The following is a 19,825-nucleotide window of genomic DNA, read 5'->3' on the forward strand; positions in this document are numbered from 1 at the left end:
TACCGGGTGGCGGGGGCGGCATGGAGTTCATGCTGGGCCGGCGCGCACGGCGGCGGCGTGCCTCGACGGTGCAGGAGAGCGGTCTCACCGGGCCGGTCGACATCCCCGAACCGAAGCAGGACGACGAGCCGAAGGACCTGCGCTCCCGGTTGCAGCGCGCGCGGACGTCCGTGGTGGGCACCGTCCGCGGCCTGCCGAAGGTCGCGAAGCTGACGTGGCAGGCCAGCCCGGCGCTCACGGTCGTGCTGGCGCTGATCACGCTGCTGTCCGGGCTCCTGCCGACCGTGACCGCGTACATCGCGAAGCTGCTGCTCGACTCCGTCGTGGCGGCGATCCAGCACCGCGGCACCACCCGTGACATCGCGAACGTCGCGTTGTTCCAGTTCGGCGTGCTCGCCGCGACCGCGGTCAGCAGCGCGCTGACGTCGATCGCGCAGACGCTGCTGCAGGAACGCATGACGCTGACCATCCGCCACCGGGTGATGGCGCACGCGAGCGACCTGCACCTCGCCTACTTCGAGGGCTCGACGTCGTACGACATGCTGCGCCAGGCCGCGCAGGAGGCGCCGACGCGGCCGTTGTCGATGATGAACTCCGCGCTGGGGCTGGTGCGGACGCTGATCACGTTCGCCAGCATGATCGCGTTGCTCGTCTCGATCAGCCCGCTGCTGGCCCTGGTCGCGCTGCTGGCACCGATCCCGGCGTTCATCTCGCAGTCCAGGTACGGCTCGCGCGCGTTCTGGCTGACCTTCATGATGTCGCCGATCAAGCGCCGGATGGACTACCTGTCCTCTTTGGTCACCACGGACACCTATGCCAAGGAGACGAAGCTGTTCGGGCTCGGCCCGTACTTCGTCGACCGGTTCCGCAAGCTCGGCACCGTCTCCTACGAGCGGCAGCGGAAACTGACGATCAACCGCAACATCAGCTCGACGTCGTGGGGGCTGCTCAGCACGCTCGCGGGCTCGGCGATCACGCTGTACATCGCGCTGGAAGCGGTCGGCGGTCGGCTCACGCTGGGCGACCTGGCCCTGTACACGGCAGCGGCGGCGTCGGTGCAGGCGTCGGTGTCCGGGCTGTTCACGGCGTTCTCGGGGATGTACGAGAACAACCTCTACCTCGACACGCTGTACCGGTTCCTGGACACGAAACCGGAGATCACGGCGCCGCCGTCGCCACGGCCGATGCCGTCCACGGTGGAGGGGCACATCGAGTTCGACTCGGTGACCTTCAGCTACCCCGGCGCCGAGGAGCCCGCGCTGGACGACGTGAGCTTCGAGATCCGGCCCGGCGAGACCGTGGCGGTGGTGGGCCGCAACGGCGCGGGCAAGTCGACGTTGTTCAAGCTGCTCTGCCGGCTCTACGACCCGACCGGCGGCCGCATCCTGCTCGACGGCGTCGACATCCGCGAGTACGACCCCGTGGAGCTGCGCACGCGGATCAGCGCGATGTTCCAGGACTACGTGACGTACCAGGGCACGGCCGCGGAGAACATCGGCCTCGGCGACCTGGCACGGCTCGAAGACCGGCCGCACATCGAGGACTCGGCCCGCCGCGCCGGTGCGGACGAACGGATCGAGCGGCTGCCCCAGGGCTACGACAGCCCGCTCGGCCGCTGGTTCGACCAGGGGGTCAGCCTGTCGGGCGGCGAGTGGCAGAAGATCGCGCTGGCCAGGGCGTTCCAGCGCGAGGCACCGATCCTGGTGCTCGACGAGCCGACGTCGGCGCTGGACGCGCGGGCCGAGCACGACCTGTTCTCGCGGTTGCGGGAGCTGTCGGAGGGCCGGACGACGCTGTACATCTCGCACCGGTTCTCCACCGTGCGGCAGGCCGAGCGGATCCTATTGCTGGAGCACGGAAGGGTGGCCGAGTACGGAACGCACGAGGAATTGATGGCGGCCAAGGCCGGGTATGCCGAGCTGTTCACGTTGCAGGCGCAGGCCTATCTGGACGAGGTGCCCAGCTGAACCGTCACGGCTGCGGCGGCTCGGCGGACAGGCGCTGCGCCAGCCGGTCCAGACCGCCCCGGATGAGCCGCCCGTACCCGTCGTCGCCGAGCGCGCCGACCGTGGCCTGCGCCCGCCGGAGGTGGTCGCGGGCCCGGTCGGGATCGCCCAGCCTGCGGTAGCAGTCGGCGACGTTGAGGTGCAGCGACGGGTACAGGCCGGCCACGGACAGGGTCACGCCGGCCTGTGCCGCCCGCTCGTCGGTCACCAGGCCGGCCGCGGTCAGCGCCCGCAGGTCCCAGGCCAGTTCCTCGTGCACGTCGTCCTGCACGTCGGCCATGGAATGCGCCAGGACGCACACGTGCAGCGGGTCGCCCTGGTCGCCGCCGATGTCGTCCCAGATCCGCGCGAACAGCGCACGTGCGGCGTCCCGCTGACCCCGGTGGTGGTGCAGCTCCACGGCTTCGCCGATGCGGGCCATCGTCGGGTCCGAGTACATCGCCGGTCCTCCCCCGCTGGCCACCTCACGACGGTCGCACGGACCGCAGTGGGTGACCAGGGCTGCGAACCGGCGATTTTTCAGCGCCACCACCGGGGTTCGCCGCACTAGGCTCGACAGGAGGCCGGCACTCGCCGAGCAGTTGCGGTCAGCGCGGATCCGAGGGAGCCACCGACGTGGTCGAGACGCACGACATCGTTCGCCCGCCAGCCGAGCTCAGCGCGGGCCTCGCGGCCATCGGCAGTGCGACGGCCAGCGCCGAGCTCAGCCGGATGGGCATCCGCAGCGCGTTCATCCGCGGCCCGGTCTCGGTGACGCCCGGTCTGCGGGTGGCCGGGCCGGCGTTGACGTTGCAGTTCATGCCGAAGCGGGAGGACCTCTACCCCGTCGACGAGTACGAGGAGCCGGAGAAGCAGCTGCACCGGCACGTCATGTACCACGCCCAGCCCGGTGACATGATCGTCGTGGACGCGCGCGGTGACATGGGCAGCGGTGTGTTCGGCGAGATGATGCTGACCTATTTCAAGGGCCGCGGCGGCGCCGGTGTCGTGGTCGACGGGTGCCTGCGCGACATCGGCGAGGCCAAGGAGCTCGGGCTGGGCCTGTGGATCCGCGGCGCCACACCGAACTACCACGCGCAGACCGACATCGTGCCGACCGCTGTCAACGTGCCGGTGGCGTGCGGCGGCACGCTGGTCGAGCCGGGTGACATCGTCGTGGCCGACGACGACGGGGCGGTCGTGGTGCCGGTCAAGCTCGCGGCCGCCGTGCTGGCCGTCGCCCAGGACCACGCGGAATGGGAGGAGTTCTCCCGCATCCGGCTGTCCGAGGGCGGTGACCTGCGGCGGTACTACCCGCTCTCGGACGAGGCGCGGCCGGAGTACGAGCGGTGGCGCGCCGAACAGGGCAAGGCCTGACTCAGCTCCACAGCCGGTCGTGGCTCGACTCCGCGTCCCAGTGCGTCGTCTCGGCGAAGAACACCGGGGCGCGCGGGTCGAGGTGGCGTTGGAGCAGCTCCTCGTCGATGGCGCCGAACCCCAGCCCTGGCGTGTCCGGCACGGCGATGTGGCCGTTCTGGATCAGCGGCCGGGGCAGGTCGGTGACGAGGTCGCTCCAGAACTCCACGTCGGCCGCGTGGTGTTCGAGCGCGAGGAAGTTCTCCGTGGCGGCGGCCAGGTGCACGCACGCCATCGTCGCGATCGGTGACGCCGCCAGGTGCAACGCCATCGCGATCCCGCGTTCCTGGGCGTAGTCGCCGAGACGCTTGGTCTCCGCGATCCCGCCCGCCGTCGCCGGGTCGGGGTGCACGACGCGGATCGCGCCGGCGTCGAGCAACGGCCGGAAGCCGTCGAGCAGGTAGATGTCCTCCCCCGTGCACGTCGGCACGGCGACGGCGGTGGTGAGCTGGCGCCACTGGTCGGTCAGCTGCCACGGGACCAGGTCCTCGAGCCACGCCAGCGTGAACGGTTCCAGCGCACGGCCGACCCGGATGCACGAGTCCAGCGCGATGTGGCCGAAGTGGTCGGCGGCGAGCGCCACGTCGTAGCCGACCACCGACCGGACGGTGTCCACATAGGACGCCAGGTGCTCGATGCCCTTCGCGGTGACCTGGATGCCGGTGAACGGGTGCATCGTCGTCAGGTCCTCGCGGGCGCCCGCGGGCGCGATCAGCGCCCCCGGCACGTCCCAGAGCAGGTCGATGCCCACGTCCATCTTCAGCATCGTGAACCCGCGCCGCTTGCGTTCCAGCAGCCGCGCGCCCATCGCGTGCGGGTCCGGCAGGGACGTCGTGTCGGCGTAGCAGCGGACCTCGTCGCGGAACCGGCCGCCGATCAGCGCGTGCGCGGGCACCCCGTAGGCCTTGCCGGCGAGGTCCATCAGCGCCATCTCGACGCCGGAGACCCCGCCGCCCTGGCGGCCGTGGAACCCGAACTGCCTGATCTTGCGGAAGATCTTGTCGACGTTGCAGGGGTTCTCGCCGACGAGCCGGCTCTTGAGGATGAGCGCGTAGGTGGCGCTGGCCTGGTCGCGCACCTCGCCGTACCCGGCCAGGCCCTGGTTCGTGTCGATCCTGATGATCGACGAGCGGAACGGCACGCCGGCGACGTTGGCGACCCGCAGGTCGGTGATGCGCAGGTCGCTCGGCCGCGACGCCGTCGCGACGTGCTCCTCCGTGATCACCGGGTGTTCGCCGTGCGCGCTCATCCCTTCACCGCGCCCGCGGTGAGGCCCTCGGTCAGGAACCGCTGCCCGAACCCGTACATGGCCACGACCGGGATGCTGATCAGCAGGGACGCCGCGGCCAGCTGTCCCTGCGGCACGACGTCACCGAAGATCATCGACTGCATGCCGACGGGCAGCGTCTTGTAGTCGTCCTTGGTGATGAACACGAACGCGAACAGGAACTCGTTCCAGGCGTTGGTGAGCGTGAACAGCGCGACCGCGAGCAGGCCCGGTTTGGCCAGCGGCAGCACGATCCGCAGGAACGCGCCGAACCGCGTGCAGCCGTCGACCAGCGCGGCCTCCTCCAGGTCGGCCGGGATCGACCTGAAGTACCCGACCAGCAGCCACGTCGCGAACGGCAGGGTGAACGTGGGGTAGGCCAGCACGAGCGACCACAACGAGTCGTTGAGCCCGATCCCGCTCATCATCTGGTACAGCGGGATGAACAGCAGCGCGCCGGGCATCACGTAGGTGAGCAGGATCGTCACCGTGAAGCTCTCCGAACCCCGGAACCTCAACCGTGCCAGGGCGTAGCCGGCCAGCGCCGCGCAGACCAGGGCGATCGCGGTGGAGGCCAGCGACACCAGGACCGTGTTGACGTACCAGGTGCCGAACGCCCTGCCCGTGAACAGGTTCGCGAACTGCTCGGTGCTCCACGGCGTCGGCCACAGGTCGTCCGTGCGCGAGACGATCTGGGCGTCGGACTTGAAGGCCGTGACCGTCATCCAGTAGAGCGGCGCGAGCACGAAGCCCAGCAGACCCACCAGTGCGATCCCGGTGCCGGTACCGCTGACCAGTCGTGCGGCCAGCCGGTTGCCCCGTGCGGCGAGCGCGGAGACGACCCGTCCCACGGCGGCCGCGAGCGCAACGAGCACGCCCAGCACCAAGGCGGCTTTCCACACGATGTGCGGTGACGCCCAGACCAGCACGAGCACCGAGCCCGCGACGACCACCCACGGCAGCGCCCTGCGTTGTGCGGGGGTCAGGCGCCGGTGCCCCAGGTCGCCCGCGCCCGGCTGGTCGCTGCGCCGCATCATCCGCACCAGGACCACCACGAGGACACCGATGATCGGCAGCATCACCAGCGTGACGGCGGCGCCCGCGCCCACCTGCAGCTGCTGGATGGCCTTGGAATAGGCCACCATCACGTACGGCGCGGTGGCGTCGCCCGGCCCGCCCTGCGTCATCAGCCAGATCAGGTCGAAGTTGTTGAACGTCCAGATCGACGACAGCAGCACCGTCACGATCATGATGTTGCGCAGGCCCGGCAACGTGATGTGCACGAACCGCTGCCACGGCGAGGCGCCGTCCACCGTCGCCGCCTCGTACAGGCCGCTGTCGATGGCCTTGAGCCCGGCGAGGAACGTCACCGCGAAGAACGGGACGCCCTTCCAGACGTTGACGAGGATGACCGCGGGCATCGCGAGTGCCGGATCGGACAGCCACTCCGCGGGCCAGGAGTCGACCAGTCCGACGGCAGCGAGGGCCGGCCCGATGCCGGAGTCGGTGAGCAGCACGTTGACGCTGCCGAAGATCGGGTCGAACAACGACCGCCACGTGAAGGCCGTGACGACCGTCGGCACCACCCACGGCAACAGGACCACCCCGGCGACGACCGCCCGGCCGCGCCGCATGTGGTGCAGCATCAGCGCCGCGATGAGACCGAGGGTCACCTTGAAGATCTCGGCGTACGCGGTGAAGACGAACGAGTTCAGCAGTCCTTTGTGGAACAGGGCGTCGTGGACGAGGGCGGTGTAGTTGTCCAGCCCCACGAAGACCGTCTCGGCACCGTGGCGTTCCGTGGCGCTGGTGAAGACCGAGCTGACGATCGGGAACAGGATCAGGCCCGCGACCAGCACCAACGTCGGGCCGATGAACACCGCCGCCAGGCGCCAGTCGCGCCCGAGCAACCGCTGCGATGGGGTGAGCGAGGACGACCCGCTCGGCGCCGGACGGGCCGGCGCCGGCCGCGTGCGCAGGATCGTCACTGCCGGTAGCCCTGCTGCTCGAAGACCTGGACGATCCGGGCGTGCGTCGAGGCGACGGCGTCGGCCGGCCTGGTGCCCTGGATGACCGACTGCATCATGTCGGTCAGCAGGTAGGCGGCGGTGGCGGCCTGCTCGCCGGGGCTCGGGGTCTGCGGGAAGGAGTAGCCGGTCTTGGTGGTCAACGGCAACGGCGCGCGGGTCTGCTCGCGCAGCGCGGCGAAGGCCGGGTCACCGCTGGTGTAGTACGGGTCGGAGTCCCACACCTTGTCCCACGCGGGGTTGACCAGGCACGGCGCTCCCTTCGCGACACCGAGCAGAGCACTCCCGCCGACCATGAACTTCGCCACCAGCTTGGCGAGGTCGGGGTTCTTCGCTCCCTTGAACACGACGAACGAGTTGGACTGGCCGTACGCGAGCGGCTTGTCGATCGCCGGCCCGGTGGCGCCGTTGAACGGGTGCGTGTTGGCGTAGACCGGGTTGTTCTTGGTCTTCGAGTCGGCGTAGACGCTGAACTGGTTGAGCGTGAGCCCGAGGATCTGGGCCAGCCAGTTCTCGTTGTTGCTCGAGTCGGTCCAGCTGCCGATCCCGGGCGGCAGCATCGGCGCGTACTTGGGGTTCGTGTAGATGTCGCCGATGAACGTGACCGCGGCGACGGTCTCCGGCGAGTTGAACACCACCTTCGTGCCGGTGTTGTCCGCGATCGCGCCGCCGTAGCAGTTGATGACGTTGCCGATGAAACCGTTGGCGTCGCCGGAGCGGTTGACCGTGAGGCCCCAGCCGAAGCGCCGCTTCGCCGGGTCGGAGACCGCCAACGCGTTGTCGCGCAGCTCCTCCCACGTGTAGTGCGGCTTGAGCGGGAGTCCCTTCTCCTGGTACCAGTCCTTGCGCAGGTACATGCCGGTGCCGATGAAGTGGTACGGGATCGCGAACCAGCGCCCGTCGAACCTGCAGTAGTTGGTCGCCTCCGTCGCGGGCTCCCCGTAGAGCTCGCGCATCTCCTCGACCACGTCGGTGACGTCGGTGAGGTTGCCGAGGTTGTGGAGCTGGCCGACGAACCGCAGGTCGCTCATGAACGCCAGGTCGCGGCTGGTGCCCGCCTTCACCTCGGCGTCCATCTTCGCGACCATGTCACCGGCGTCGCCGGAGACCAGGTCGTTGCGGACCGTCGTGCCGGTGGCCTGAGCGAAGGCCTGCAACGACTTGTCCAGCGCCTTGTTGGCGGCCTCCGAGTACAGCTTCTGCGAGAGCATCCCCACCGACCCGCCGCGCAGCGGGGCCGCCTGGTCGAGCAACGCCTGGGGCACCTGGACGTCGACCTGCGGCGCGGTGGGGCTGCCACCGCACCCGGCCAGACCGAGCACGCCCAGCGCGCTCATCCCGAGGAAGGTGCGCCTCGATAAGTCCGTTTTCTCTTCCATGAGCACTCCTCTCGCGTCCGGTCGAGCGGACGCGTACCGACGGGGCGACGTTGCAACCGGCGGGACAGCGGGCGAGGGCCGCGCTGCCGGGTCGTTCATGCGGCGAAAGACGGCGAAGCGGAGCGGTTGCCGATGGCGCCCCGGCGTGGATCCGGCGGTGTCATCGGTCGTGCGGTGCGCTAACGGCGGCGGGTGGCCCGCCTGGTCTGCTGTTCCTTCTCCGCGAGGAGAGCGGAGTTGTTGCTCAGGTGCTTGCGCATCGCCGCGCGGGCGGCTGCCGGGTCGCGCGCGACGAGTGCCTCGTAGATCTCGGTGTGGTCGGTGGTGGCCCGGTGCAGCGCGGCCGGTGCCTCGTTGGTGATGCGCCGGCTGGCCGTGCCGAGCCAGCGGGCGGAGTACATGATCCGGTCGAGAATGCGGTTGTCCGCCGCCCGGCAGATCTCCATGTGGAACTCGTGGTCGACCTCGAGGTAGGCGTTGGGGTCGGCCTCCAGTGCCGCCATGCGGTCGATCTCGCCCCTGAGCCGGTCCAGCGTCTCGTCGGTGACGCTGGCCGCGGCCATCGCGGCGAGCTCGGGTTCGAGCAGCACGCGCATCTGGTGCAGCTCCTGCAGCAGCTCGCCGACGGTCTCCGACGGCAGCCACTCGATCAGCAACGGGCTCAGGTAGTCCCACTCGGCGGGGGGACGCACGACCACTCGGCGGCCCTGCGCGACGTCGACGATGTCGAGCGAGGCGAGGATCTTGAGCGTCTCCCGCGCCACCACGCGCGACACCCCGAACTCCCGGGAGATGTCGAGCTCCGACGGGGCGCGGCCGTCCGCGATGTCACCGCTGACGATGCGCCGGGTCAGGTGGGCTGCCACCTGCACCGGGAGCGTCCGGACCTTGACAGCGTCCAGAGACTCTTGTCCCCTTTGCATGTCATCAGCTTATAGGACAGGTTGAACATCGCGACAGTCCGTTCATGCGCGACCCGACGGCGGGAGAGCAATGCGGATCGTGAAAGTCACGACGGCGGTGGTGGCCTACCACGGGGAGGCCACCCTGGTCCGGATCGACACCGACGAGGGCCTCAGCGGGTTCGGCGAGGCCAACCCCGACGCCGGCGCGGGTGCCGTCGTCGGAATGATCAACTACCTGACGCCGCTCCTGATCGGCGAGGACCCGCGCAACGTCGAGCGGTGCTGGGAGAAACTGCGCCGCAGCAGGGTCTTCGCGGGCCCGCAGGGCGGCGTGTTCGTGATCGCCCTGTCCGGGATCGAGCTCGCGCTGTGGGACCTCGCGGGCAAGGCGGCGGGCCAGCCGGTCCACCGGATGCTCGGCGGGAAGTTCCGCGACCGGATCCGCCTCTACGCCGACTGCGGCGACGGCGACGACCCGGCGGGTTCGATCTCCGGGTGCGTCGACCGGGCCCAGCGGATGGTCGAGGAAGGCTTCACCGCCATCAAGTTCGACGTCGACAACCTGTACCACCCGGCCAAGTTCGACGACTTCAACCACACGGTCAACGCCGCGGAGCTGCGCTCGATGGTCGAACGTGTGGCGGCCGTCCGCGAGGCCATCGGACCGGACGTCGACCTCGCCATCGACCTGCACGCCCGCTACGACGTGCCGAGCGCGTGCCGGATCTCGTGGGCGCTGGAGCAGTTCGACCTGATGTGGCTGGAGGAGCCGCTGCCGGCGGAGAACGTCGACGCGCTCGTGCGGGTGCGCGCGCAGACCCGCACGCCGATCTGCGCGGGCGAGAACCTCTACCTGCGCTGGGGTTTCCGCGAGCTGCTCGAACGCGGCGCCGTGGACGTCATCGAGCCGGACGTGCCCAAGTGCGGCGGGCTCGCCGAGGCCAAGAAGATCGCCAACCTCGCGGAGCTCCACTACATCCCCTTCGCACCGCACCTGGTGTCGACGCCGCTGGGCACGATGGCCACCTCGCACCAGTGCGCGGCGATCCCCAACTTCTTCGTCCAGGAGTGGCACGCCCTCGACGAGCGCGCGGTGTGGGACAGCTACGTCCACGCGCCCGACGGGAGCGGCTCGATCGTGAAGGACGGCTACATCACGCTTCCCGACACCCCCGGCATCGGCGTGGAGCTCGACATGGACGGCGTCCGGGCACACGCGGTCGCGGGCTACGGGGTGTTCGAGTGACGATCACCCCGCGGGTGCCGGAACCAGCCGGCGGGTCCTGCTAGCCTCCACGCCACTTCCCCCCGACCTGGCTGGACGGACCCGTGTTTGACGCTGATCACCTGCCTGCCTTCGAACCGCCTGAATTCGACGAGGAGCACGAGGGTGAGGAGCACGACGTGGAGCGGCCGCCGTTGCGTGGCACGACGGCGCCGCCCGCCGGGCTGCACGACGTGGACTGGGCGGCCCTCGACGACGCGTACGGCACGGCCGACCAGACGCCGTTGTTCATCGAGGCGCTCACGAGCGACGACGAAGGCGACCAGAACTTCGGCGTGTACGGCCTGTACTCGGCCACCACGCACCAGGGTTCGGTCTACTCGGCGTCGGAGGCCGCCATCCCGTTCCTGGCCGAGCTGGTCCGCCGCGACAACGGGACGGCGTTGCTGTTCCTGGCCAGGATCGCGGTCGGCGAGACGCACTTCGTGACGCGCCCCGACGACGTCGGCAGGGCCACGACCGAGTACGCCGGAGCGGTCGCGGAGTTCGCCGCCGACGTCGAGGCGATGTGGGAGCGCACCGGCGACGACAACGCGTTGCGGCTGCTGGTGCTGCTGGGCCGGAAGCCCGAGGCGTTGCCCGCCCTCACGCCGGACGCGACCGCGGACCTGTGCCTGGCCCACGGTTTCCTCGCCGCGCGGGACAACGGCGTCACCCCCGGCGCGGCGAGGCGCACCGACGCGCGCGTGGACCACGTTGCCACTGCACGGGATCTGCTGACGACCAGCCCGTCGCTGCACGTGCGCGGCGCCGCCGCGGCGTGCCTGGTCTACTCCGGCTTCGCGGACGCCGACTCGCTGGCGCTGCTCCACCACCTGGCGCAGGGCGAGTACCCGGTGCATGACGCGTGGACGGCGGACCTCGCCGACCTGGCCGCCGCGGCGTGGACCTTCGGCACGACCGACGACGGCCTGCTGGCCGCGGCCGAGGACACCCGGCCGACCCTGCACACCCGGCTGCTCGAACGGATGGCGCGGCAGTTCCGCCCCAGCGGCGCGGTCTACCGCCCGCTGGCACCGGAGGAGCTGACGGCGGCCCAGCGCACCACCCTGGAGACCGCGCTGCGGTCCGCGCCGCAGACGATCACCAGCGCGGACGCCACGTACCTGGGGGTCGACGTCCCGGGAACGGTCGCCGCGGCACAGCGCCTGCTCGGCACCGCGACCGGCGAGCTGAGCCGCCGCACGTCCCGGGGCCCGCTGTGGTTCGTGCTGGAGGACGACCTGCTCGCCAAGGACGACCGGGAAACCGCGCTCGCCGCCCTGGCCGAGGTCGACGCGTGGTCCGCACTCGGCGAGGTCTTCGCCGCCGTGCAGCCGGACGGCACCGCCGAGCCGATCAGCCTGACCCTGCACGACCTCTTCGGCGACGACCGCGAGGAGACCGCGACACTCGCTCTGTGCTCGACCTTCGCCGACGCACTCGCCGGCCACCGCGCGCAGGCGGAGGCGTTCCTCGACGGGTGGCTGCCGCGGGTGTCCGAATTGGACGGCTACGACCTGGCGTTCGCCGTTCCCGCTCAACGCATCGGCACGGCGCTGGTCGCACTGGCCCGGTCGGGCGGGCTGCCGGAGCGCTTCCACCCGATGATCAAGCCTTACCACCAGTACCCGGAGTACTCCGAGGTGCCGTTGCCGCTGCTGCGTGAACTGGCGGAGGTGCTGCCGGCGGACATCCGCGCCGCCAGTCTGGCGGAATGGTCGGAGGACGAGTGAAGGACCGGCCCGGTCAAAGCCGCCGCACGACCGTGACCACCCTGCCGAGGATCGTCGCATCGTCACCGTTGATCGGCTCGTACGAGTCGTTGTGCGACAACAACCACACGTGCCCGTCCCTGAGCTTGTAGGTCTTGACCGTCGCCTCGCCGTCGATCATCGCGGCCACGACCTCCCCGTCCGCGGCGGTCGGCTGCACCTGGACCACCACCCAGTCACCGTCGGCGATGGCCGCGCCGGCCATCGAGTCACCGACGACCCGCAGCACGAACAGCCGGCCCGTGCCGACGATCTCGCGCGGCAGCGGGAACACCTCCTCGACCGACTCCTCCGCCAGGACCGGTCCACCGGCGGCGATGCGGCCCAGCACCGGCACGTAGACGGGCTGGGGCACGTCGGCGCGACCGGAACCGCTCTCCACCGGCACCATGCCGACCGCACGCGGCCGGCTCGGGTCCCTGCGCAGGAAGCCCTTCCGTTCCAGCGCGCGCAACTGGTAGGCGACCGACGAGGTCGAGGTCAGCCCCACCGCCTCACCGATCTCACGCACGCTGGGCGGGTAGCCGAAGCGGTCCACCCACTCGCGGACGACCTCCAGGACCCTGCGCTGGCGCACCGAGAGGCTCTGATCGTCCGGTGGCTGCGTGACCTGCACCGGCAGCGCCGACGTCAGCCGGCCGGCCGCCAACGTGCGCGGCCCGTCCCAGAGGCTCGCCAGGTAGTCCTCGGCCTGGTCGGCCACGGGGCGGTGCGGCGGGAGCTCCGTCCCGGGCGACCGGTCTTGCTCGTCCGCGGTCCGGTCCGCCGCAACGGGGTCGACCTCGGCCCGTGCCAGTTCTTCGACAACGGGCAGCGATCGCCTGCCGACCCGGCGGTCCAGCACGAGCCGGAGCCGGGCCGCGGCGACCTGCTCGGCGGTGGGGCGCACCGGCTCGCTCATGCCGTCTTCCCCTCGTCTTCACGTGCATCGCGCGAGTTCCGACTCCGCCAGGGCGGCCATGAGGTGGAGACCGGCGGTCCGCCTGCGTGGCGACTCATTGACGACATGACCCAGACCTCGTGGAACCGTTCCCCAACGAATCAGCACGCGAATGGTACGCCCCAGGCGGCCGCAGGTCCGGGACTCCGGTCGGAACACACGAATCCGTCCACTGTGGACCATGAGCCACATGCGGAAACTGTCATCTTATTGTCCCGTAACGGACCGGCGGATGCATTTAGCATGTGGCTGTGTGACGGCAGCCGATGAGCCACCTCGGAACGAGCACGGTCCGGCCGGGCAGATCGCGTCCCTGGAAGCAGCCGCAACGGCGCACGTGACAGCGGTCGCGGCAGCTCCTCTCGTCAACGGCAAAGCCCGTCCGTTCCTCGAAGAGGTCGCCTTCCGCTGCCTCGACCGCCCGTTCACCGCCGCACTCGCGAGAGCGGCAGGCGCCCACCGGCTCGACGCCCCGGGGCAGAGCGACGACCTCCTCCGGTTGCTGGCCGACAGCGGGGTGATCGCCGAGCACGGCGGCGAACTCGGCTTCGTCCCCGGCGGTCTCACGGACTACCTGGCCGCGTGCCACGTCGTCCGCCGCCACCCGCGCGGGCCGAACCTGCTGCACCCGCACCGCAGGTTCCTGCGTCCCCGCTCCACGTGGCCGTGGCCGGACAGCGAGACCGCGCTCTTCCAGGTGGCGTTGTGGTGGACCACGGCGGAGACCGCGATGCGCAAACGGCTCCGCGTCCTGCTGAGCCCCCGGCACCGCGATCCCAACGTGCACTTCGTCGCCACGCTGCTGCACCGCGGCCTGGTGACCGCGGACGACCTGCGCGAGCAGACCGTCGAGATCCTGCTCGGGCACCTCGGCGACGACGGCAGGACGGCCGGGGCGTGGCGGGCGACGCTGGCCGCGCTGGAACTGCTCGAACCCAGCCGGACCGCCGACGCGCTGGAGCGACTGGTCCAGGCGCCGGGCCGCAGGGCGTCCTCACTCCGCCGGTTCGACGCCGTCGAGGCGTTGGCCGAGCGCGATCCGGCACGTGGCGAGCGGGGCCTCCGGCTGCTGGCGGAGACGCTGACCGGTGACCGGCACGAGCGGCTGGAGGTGGCGGGCATGATCCGGCAGCGCGACACCGAGCTGGGCGACCGCGCTGCCCGCCTTCTCGCGAACACCGGGGACATGGGCGATCTGCGGGTGGACGCGGCCAAGCTCACCGGTGACCTCGCGCTGTGGGCGGAGCTGGTCGGCGACGGGCGTGGCATCTCCGACTCGGCACGGCTGGGATTGCTGGCGGAGCTGGCTGACGCCGACCAGGCGCTGGCCAGTGCGGCCGCCGAGCGGTTCGCGGAGACCGCGAGTGCCGGCACAACGCCGGTGGGGGTCGCCACAGCGGTCAGGATGTGGGACCCGGAGGTCGCGCTGCGGATAGCGGACGGGGTTGCGTGGCCGGTGCGGCGGGAGGTCGACGGCCCGGTGCGGCGGATGGCCGTGCACCTGATCGGCGAGCTCGTACCCGCCCGCCGGTTCACCGACCTCGAACGGCTCTCACGCGAGGTGCCCGACGAGAAGACGCAGTTCGACGCCGCGTCCGACATCGTCGAGCAGGGCGGGCCCGTCACGGCGCTGCGCGACTTCGCCGCGAACCCGAAGAAGAGCCGCGAGCGCCGGCTCCTGGCGGCCAGAGGGGTCGGGAAGGTCGACCCGAGAAGCGGTGGCCGGCTGCTCGTCGACATCGCGGAGAGCTACAAGCCGACCGATCCCGACCAGCTGAAGCTGCTGCGGGACGCCCACGCGCTCGCACCCGCCGCCGCCGCGAAGGCACTCGAAGCGATCGTGCGGGTCGAGCGACGGCCGGCGTCGTTCCGCGTCCGCGCCGTCGAGCTCGGCATCTTCGACAGGAACAAGACCGTCGAGCTCTACGAACACATCGCAACCACCGCACGGGACAAGGACGACGCACGCACGGCAGCACGCAAGGTCCTCGGCATGCGCCAGGACATCGGCGAACAGCTGATGGCGCGGCTGGCGAAGAAGTTCACCGCCGACCCGGCCTTCCAGCTGAGCCTGGCACGGGAGGCGGGCGCGCACGGGAAGACGGTGTTGCACCAGCTGGGGTTGCACACACCGTCGCTTGAACTGCGGGTCGAGGTCGCCGCCGCACTCCTCGACGTCGACCGGAGGCTCGCCGCCGACGTGATCGACAAGGTCGTCAGGACCCGCCGGGGTGGTGAGATCCGGATCAGAGCGGCCTGCCTGCTCCCCGACAGGCAGGCGCTCGACGCGTTGCGCCACATCGTCAACGACCAGGACGACGAGGACGTGCTCCTCGCGGCGGCCGTCCGGGCGTGGGAGATCGACAAGGGGCGTGGAAAGCGGTTGCTGCGGGACCTGGCCGGGAGCCGGCGTGTCTCCCAGCACACGCGCGACAGGATCGGCCAGGTCCTGGGCGGCTGACTACACCTGGTCGGTCTCGGCCGTCGTCGCGGGCTGGCTGCCGGGCTGCTGACGGTTCTCGAGCTTGATCTCGCAGTTGCCCACCAGCGCGACACCGGCGCCGATCGTCGTGGCCACCGGTGCCGCGAACGCCGCGACCAGCCCCAGGGCCACCGGCATCTCCAGCACCACGTCGGCGTTGCTGTCGCGCACGACCACGCGGCGGTTGAAACCCTCGCTGACCAGCCCGCGAACGGCGTCGACCACCGAGTCGACGGCGGCACGGGTGGACTCGGGCTTGGCTTGGTTCATGACTCTCCTCGAAGCTGCGGACGTCTTGTGACAAGCTCCAGCCTGCCCGCGGTCCGGCGTCCTGCCATCAGGGTTTACCCCTGACCCGAGCCTGATTTGACCCTCAGATCGCGGCACCCTCGCCACGACGGACCACGTTCCCGAGTGGACGATCCACTCGGACCGGCGAGGGACGGTCGCAGTCCGTCCGAGAGCGGTAGCGGGAGGCGCTGGCAGCGCCTGTGCGCGCGATGCCAGCGCCGTGTGCGCCCCGTGCAAGCGGCGCTGCGCAGTCTTGCCCCATGACTGAGAACGAAGACGCCGGCTGGGTGCGGACCTGGGGCACGTCGCCCCAGCCGACCGACGCCGTGTTCGCTGACGTGACGCTGCGCCAAGAGGTGCGCATCAGCGGGGGTGGGCAGCGGGTGCGGGTCCGCTTCACCAACGAGCACGGGACCACCCCTCTCACCATCGGTGCGGCCCGGCTGGGTCTCGCGGCCCCCGGGGGTGGTGTGGTGCCCGGCAGCGACCGGGTGCTGACCTTCGGCGGCCGGACGGCCACCACCGTCCCGGCGGGTGCGCCGGTGCTCACCGACCCGGTGGACCTGTCGCTCGACGCCCTCACCCGGTTGTCCATCAGCCTGCACCTGCCGGGCCGGGTCGAGGCCTGCACCGGCCACGACCTGCCGCTCGACGTGGGCTGGGCCATCCCGGGCAACGCCGTGGCCGCCACCGCCCTGCCCGCGAACGCCGAGCCGATGGCGGCGCGGGCCCTGATCTCGGCGGTCGACGTGGTGCCCGGCGGCCCGGCCGGGGTCGTCGTGGCGTTCGGCGACTCCCGTGTGGACGGTGCCGGCTCGACGGTGGGAGCGAGCCGCAGCTGGCCGGACCGGCTGGCGGAACGCGGTTTCTTCGTCTCCAACCAGGGCATCAGCGGCAACCGGATGCTCAACGACGGGCTGGGGCCGTCCGGCCTGGCCCGCTTCGACCGGGACGTGCTGGCCACACCGGGCCTGGAGCACGTGGTGGTGTCCATCGGCGGCAACGACCTCGCGATCACCTTCGCCCCGCGGCACGGCGGACCGCTCGCCGAGTTCCTCGCGATGTTCCCCGGCGACCCGGTGACGGTCGACGACGTCATCGCGGGACACCGGCAGCTGATCGCCCGAGCGCGCGACCGCGGGGTGAAGGTCTACGCCGCCACGATGGCGCCGTACGAGGGCGACGACATCTTCAGCCCGGAGGGTGACGCCGCCCGTCAGGCGGTCAACGACTGGATCCGCACCAGCGGCGCCCACGACGCGGTGCTCGACTTCGACGCCGTCTGGCGCGACCCGGCACGACCGTCGCGGATCCGGGACGACCTGCACTCCGGTGACCACCTGCACGGCAACGACGCCGGGTACCAGGCCCTGGCCGACTCCATCGACCTGTCGCTTTTCCGCTGAGGAGCCTCTGACAATGCATGACGTCGTGATCGTCGGCGGCGGCCCGGTGGGCCTGTTCCTGGCCTGCGAGCTCGGTCTCGCCGGCTGCGCGGTGCTCGTGCTCGAACGGGAACCGGAGCCGCGCACCGCCTGGAAGGCACTCCCCCTCGGGATGCGCGGCCTGAACGCCGGGTCCGTCGAGGCGTTCTACCGGCGGGGCCTGCTGGCCGCCCTGGGTGTCCCCGACGACCCGCACACCGCTCCCCGCACGCTGAGCCACTTCGCCGGGATGTCGCTCGATCCGGCGAAGGCCGCCGTGGCGACGTTGCCCAGCCCGGCCCTGGAGGGGGTGATGACGAGCCTCGAAGCGGTCGAGGCGGTCCTGGCCGGGAGGGCGGCCGAGCTCGGCGTGCGGATCGAGCGCGGCGTGGCGGTCGACGCCATTGCGCAGGACGACGAGGGCGTGGAGGCGAGAGCGGGCGAGCGGGTGTTCCCGGCCCGCTGGCTCATCGGCTGCGACGGCGGCCGCAGCACGGTGCGCGGTCTGGCGGGCTTCGACTTCGTCGGCACCGAGCCGCAGCTGACCGGCTACACCGCCCTCACCACGATCGCCGATCCTGAGCAGCTGAACGGCGGCTTCACCCTCACCCCGCACGGCATGTACCTGCGGACGCCGATCGAGGGGCACCTCGGCCTCATGGACTTCGACGGCGGCGGGTTCGACCGCTCGCAGCCACCGACGCGCGAACACCTCCAGGAGGTGCTGCGCCGGATCTCCGGCACCGGCGTGACGCTCAGCGAGGTCCACCTGGCCTCCAGCTTCACCGACCGCGCGATGCAGACGACGACCTACCGGCGGGGCCGGGTGCTGCTCGCGGGCGACGCCGCGCACATCCACTCCCCGCTCGGCGGCCAGGGGCTGAACCTCGGCCTCGGCGACGCGCTCAACCTGGGCTGGAAGCTCGCCGCGACCGTGCACGGCCACGCCCCCGAAGACCTCCTCGACACCTACACCGGCGAACGCCACCCCGTCGGCGCACGGGTGCTCGACTGGTCACGCGCCCAGGTGGCGGTCATGCGGCCGGGCGAGAACGCCGCGGCACTGCAGGGACTGGTCCGCGCCCTGCTCGACACCAGGGACGGGACGACGCACGTGTTCGAGCAGACCTCGGGCCTGGCGAACCGGTACGACGTGGGCGGCGAGCACCCGCTGGCCGGTCGCAACGCCCCGGACTTCCGCCTGGCGGACGGCACCCGCCTGGGAGAGCTGCTCGCGGACGGGCACGGCGTCCTGCTCGACTTCCGCGGTGGGCTGGCCGGTGCCGCGCGGGGCTGGCAGGGCCGGATCCGGCACGTGGCCGGACGGGCCCAGGACGACCTCGGGCTCGACGCCGTGCTGGTCCGGCCGGACGGCGTCGTGGCGTGGGCCGCGGAGGGCGAGCGGGGCGACGGGTTCGAACGGGCCGCCGGTCGCTGGTTCGGTGTTCCGCTTGGAACGGAGGAGCTCCGGGCCGCACGCGACGTATCACGCACGTTAGAGCGCAATTGACACGCGAAATTGCCGCGTTTCTCAAGCGTTTCCAATTTTGACGTGCAGATGCAGACCAATTCAGGCTGCGCCACGCTTCGGCGTGACGCAGCCTGAAAGGCTCAGCCCACCGTGATGTTCGAGTTGCCGCTGCTCTGATATCCCTCGGTCGCGAGGATCATGTAGTAGTTGAAACTGCCCAGCCGCATGTTGGCCCGGCTCCACGCGTCGAAGTGGTTGCCGGTGGTGATGGAGCCACCGGTCCGCCGCTGCTGCCGGACGCTCCAGAACTGCGGGAACGTTTTGTTGTTCCCTTCCACCGACGGCGCGTTGTACCGCATGGTCTGGTAGATGTCGTACGTGCCGCCGTCGGTGGTCACCGTGCCCTTGTAGGTGCCGGTGGGCCGCCAGCTGCCCCAGTTGTCGACGATGTAGTACTCGACGAGCGGGTTCGACGTCCAGCCGTACAGGGTCAGGTACGCGTTACCGGAGGGGTTGAAGCTGCCGGAGTAGTTCACGGTCCACCGTGAACCGTTGCTCCAGCCCTTGCCGCCGACGAAGTTGCCGACGTTGCTCCACGAGGTGCTGTAGTTGCCGCCGGATCCGAGCTCCATGCAGACCCGGCCGCCGCCGTCGGTCCAGAACGAGTAGTAGTAACCGCCGCTGTTGCCCGTCTGGCTCGAGCACGTGGCGGCGATGCCGACGTCGGCCCCGGCGACACCGGGCGTCAGCGCCACGACCAGCGCGACGCAGGCACTGCGGAACAGCAGTGCGGCACGGCCGCGTTTGCGGGTCGACGATCGGAGAAAAGCCTCAGCCATATGCTGTACTCCTCGACGTTGAGGTTGGCACGACAGCCAGGCAGCGCGATACGACCCGTGCGGGTAATGGTGATCGTGGTGATGGCCGCCGTCGGCGCCGGCCCACTCGGAAGTCGGCCGGCGAGGTGGTTGCGACCGGTCGGCCCGGATTCGGCGGCACCCAGGTCGACCGTGGCCGAACCGTTATCGACACTAGCAGTGCCGGGTCGACCACGTAAGGTCGCCGAGACGTTTCGACAATGTTTCGAAACTTCACGCCACAACGCACGCTTCACGATTTCGGTCGGCTAAAGTTTAGCGTTCGAACGGGCCGGTGGCCCTGCGCATCCGACGGCGGAAATGCCGCTGGGAGGGCCGGCA

The 19,825-nt window shown here is 70.7% G+C and carries 15 protein-coding genes; 7 read left to right on the forward strand and 8 right to left on the reverse strand.

Annotated features, from left to right (window positions below; genetic code table 11):
• The first annotated feature begins 20 nt into the window (after nucleotides 1–20).
• Nucleotides 21–1,967 carry an ABC transporter ATP-binding protein gene (locus ADL03_RS41030; protein WP_053739052.1) on the forward strand — a complete coding sequence of 649 codons (1,947 nt, stop codon included), beginning with the start codon at nucleotides 21–23 and terminating at the stop codon, nucleotides 1,965–1,967.
• Nucleotides 1,968–1,971: 4 nt separating this feature from the next.
• On the opposite strand, the gene ADL03_RS41035 is transcribed toward ADL03_RS41030, so the two are convergent.
• Nucleotides 1,972–2,445: a hypothetical protein gene (locus ADL03_RS41035; protein ID WP_053739053.1), complete on the reverse strand. Its 474-nt coding sequence runs from the start codon at nucleotides 2,443–2,445 to the stop codon at nucleotides 1,972–1,974.
• 176 nt (nucleotides 2,446–2,621) lie between these two features.
• Here ADL03_RS41035 and ADL03_RS41040 point away from each other — a divergent pair, with 176 nt between their 5' ends.
• Nucleotides 2,622–3,362: a ribonuclease activity regulator RraA gene (locus ADL03_RS41040; protein WP_053739054.1), complete on the forward strand. Its 741-nt coding sequence runs from the start codon at nucleotides 2,622–2,624 to the stop codon at nucleotides 3,360–3,362.
• 1 nt (nucleotide 3,363) lies between these two features.
• On the opposite strand, the gene ADL03_RS41045 is transcribed toward ADL03_RS41040, so the two are convergent.
• The 4 genes from ADL03_RS41045 to ADL03_RS41060 form a co-directional block, all read right to left on the reverse strand.
• Nucleotides 3,364–4,650 (reverse strand): mandelate racemase/muconate lactonizing enzyme family protein, encoded by a 1,287-nt coding sequence (locus ADL03_RS41045; RefSeq protein WP_053739055.1) that lies wholly within the window; start codon nucleotides 4,648–4,650, stop codon nucleotides 3,364–3,366.
• On the reverse strand, nucleotides 4,647–6,656 hold the full coding sequence (locus tag ADL03_RS41050; protein WP_053739056.1) for an ABC transporter permease subunit: 2,010 nt from the start codon (nucleotides 6,654–6,656) through the stop codon (nucleotides 4,647–4,649). Before ADL03_RS41050 ends, ADL03_RS41045 begins: the two co-directional genes overlap by 4 nt.
• Nucleotides 6,653–8,074 carry an ABC transporter substrate-binding protein gene (locus ADL03_RS41055; RefSeq protein ID WP_053739057.1) on the reverse strand — a complete coding sequence of 474 codons (1,422 nt, stop codon included), beginning with the start codon at nucleotides 8,072–8,074 and terminating at the stop codon, nucleotides 6,653–6,655. The genes ADL03_RS41050 and ADL03_RS41055 overlap by 4 nt, the downstream gene beginning before the upstream one ends.
• A 179-nt stretch (nucleotides 8,075–8,253) precedes the next feature.
• A complete protein-coding gene (locus ADL03_RS41060) occupies nucleotides 8,254–8,997 on the reverse strand; it encodes a FadR/GntR family transcriptional regulator (protein ID WP_231642825.1) in 744 nt (247 codons plus the stop codon).
• 70 nt (nucleotides 8,998–9,067) lie between these two features.
• On the opposite strand from ADL03_RS41060, the gene ADL03_RS41065 reads away from it, so the two are divergent.
• Both ADL03_RS41065 and ADL03_RS41070 read left to right on the forward strand, forming a co-directional pair.
• Nucleotides 9,068–10,225: a mandelate racemase/muconate lactonizing enzyme family protein gene (locus tag ADL03_RS41065; protein WP_053739059.1), complete on the forward strand. Its 1,158-nt coding sequence runs from the start codon at nucleotides 9,068–9,070 to the stop codon at nucleotides 10,223–10,225.
• 83 nt (nucleotides 10,226–10,308) lie between these two features.
• Nucleotides 10,309–11,979 (forward strand): hypothetical protein, encoded by a 1,671-nt coding sequence (locus ADL03_RS41070; protein ID WP_053739060.1) that lies wholly within the window; start codon nucleotides 10,309–10,311, stop codon nucleotides 11,977–11,979.
• 13 nt (nucleotides 11,980–11,992) lie between these two features.
• Here ADL03_RS41070 and lexA read toward each other — a convergent pair whose 3' ends face one another.
• Nucleotides 11,993–12,667: a transcriptional repressor LexA gene (lexA, locus tag ADL03_RS41075; RefSeq protein ID WP_053739091.1), complete on the reverse strand. Its 675-nt coding sequence runs from the start codon at nucleotides 12,665–12,667 to the stop codon at nucleotides 11,993–11,995.
• Nucleotides 12,668–13,211: 544 nt separating this feature from the next.
• Here lexA and ADL03_RS41080 point away from each other — a divergent pair.
• Nucleotides 13,212–15,419 (forward strand): hypothetical protein, encoded by a 2,208-nt coding sequence (locus ADL03_RS41080; RefSeq protein ID WP_157529710.1) that lies wholly within the window; start codon nucleotides 13,212–13,214, stop codon nucleotides 15,417–15,419.
• Here ADL03_RS41080 and ADL03_RS41085 read toward each other — a convergent pair whose 3' ends face one another.
• Entirely contained in the window at nucleotides 15,420–15,710 is a 291-nt protein-coding gene (locus tag ADL03_RS41085; RefSeq protein ID WP_053739062.1) for a DUF4342 domain-containing protein, read from the reverse strand.
• Between the two features lie 281 nt (nucleotides 15,711–15,991).
• On the opposite strand from ADL03_RS41085, the gene ADL03_RS41090 reads away from it, so the two are divergent.
• Entirely contained in the window at nucleotides 15,992–17,137 is a 1,146-nt protein-coding gene (locus ADL03_RS41090; protein ID WP_053739063.1) for an SGNH/GDSL hydrolase family protein, read from the forward strand.
• Between the two features lie 13 nt (nucleotides 17,138–17,150).
• Nucleotides 17,151–18,665, forward strand: a complete 1,515-nt coding sequence (locus ADL03_RS41095) for an FAD-dependent monooxygenase (RefSeq protein ID WP_053739064.1) — start codon at nucleotides 17,151–17,153, stop codon at nucleotides 18,663–18,665.
• A gap of 101 nt (nucleotides 18,666–18,766) precedes the next feature.
• Here ADL03_RS41095 and ADL03_RS41100 read toward each other — a convergent pair whose 3' ends face one another.
• The gene (locus ADL03_RS41100) at nucleotides 18,767–19,465 is read right to left on the reverse strand and encodes a glycoside hydrolase family 11 protein (protein WP_053739065.1); all 699 of its coding nucleotides are present in this window, start codon (nucleotides 19,463–19,465) and stop codon (nucleotides 18,767–18,769) included.
• Nucleotides 19,466–19,825 lie beyond the last annotated feature (360 nt).

This window comes from Nocardia sp. NRRL S-836 (genome assembly GCF_001279525.1).
Lineage (GTDB): Bacteria > Actinomycetota > Actinomycetes > Mycobacteriales > Pseudonocardiaceae > Lentzea.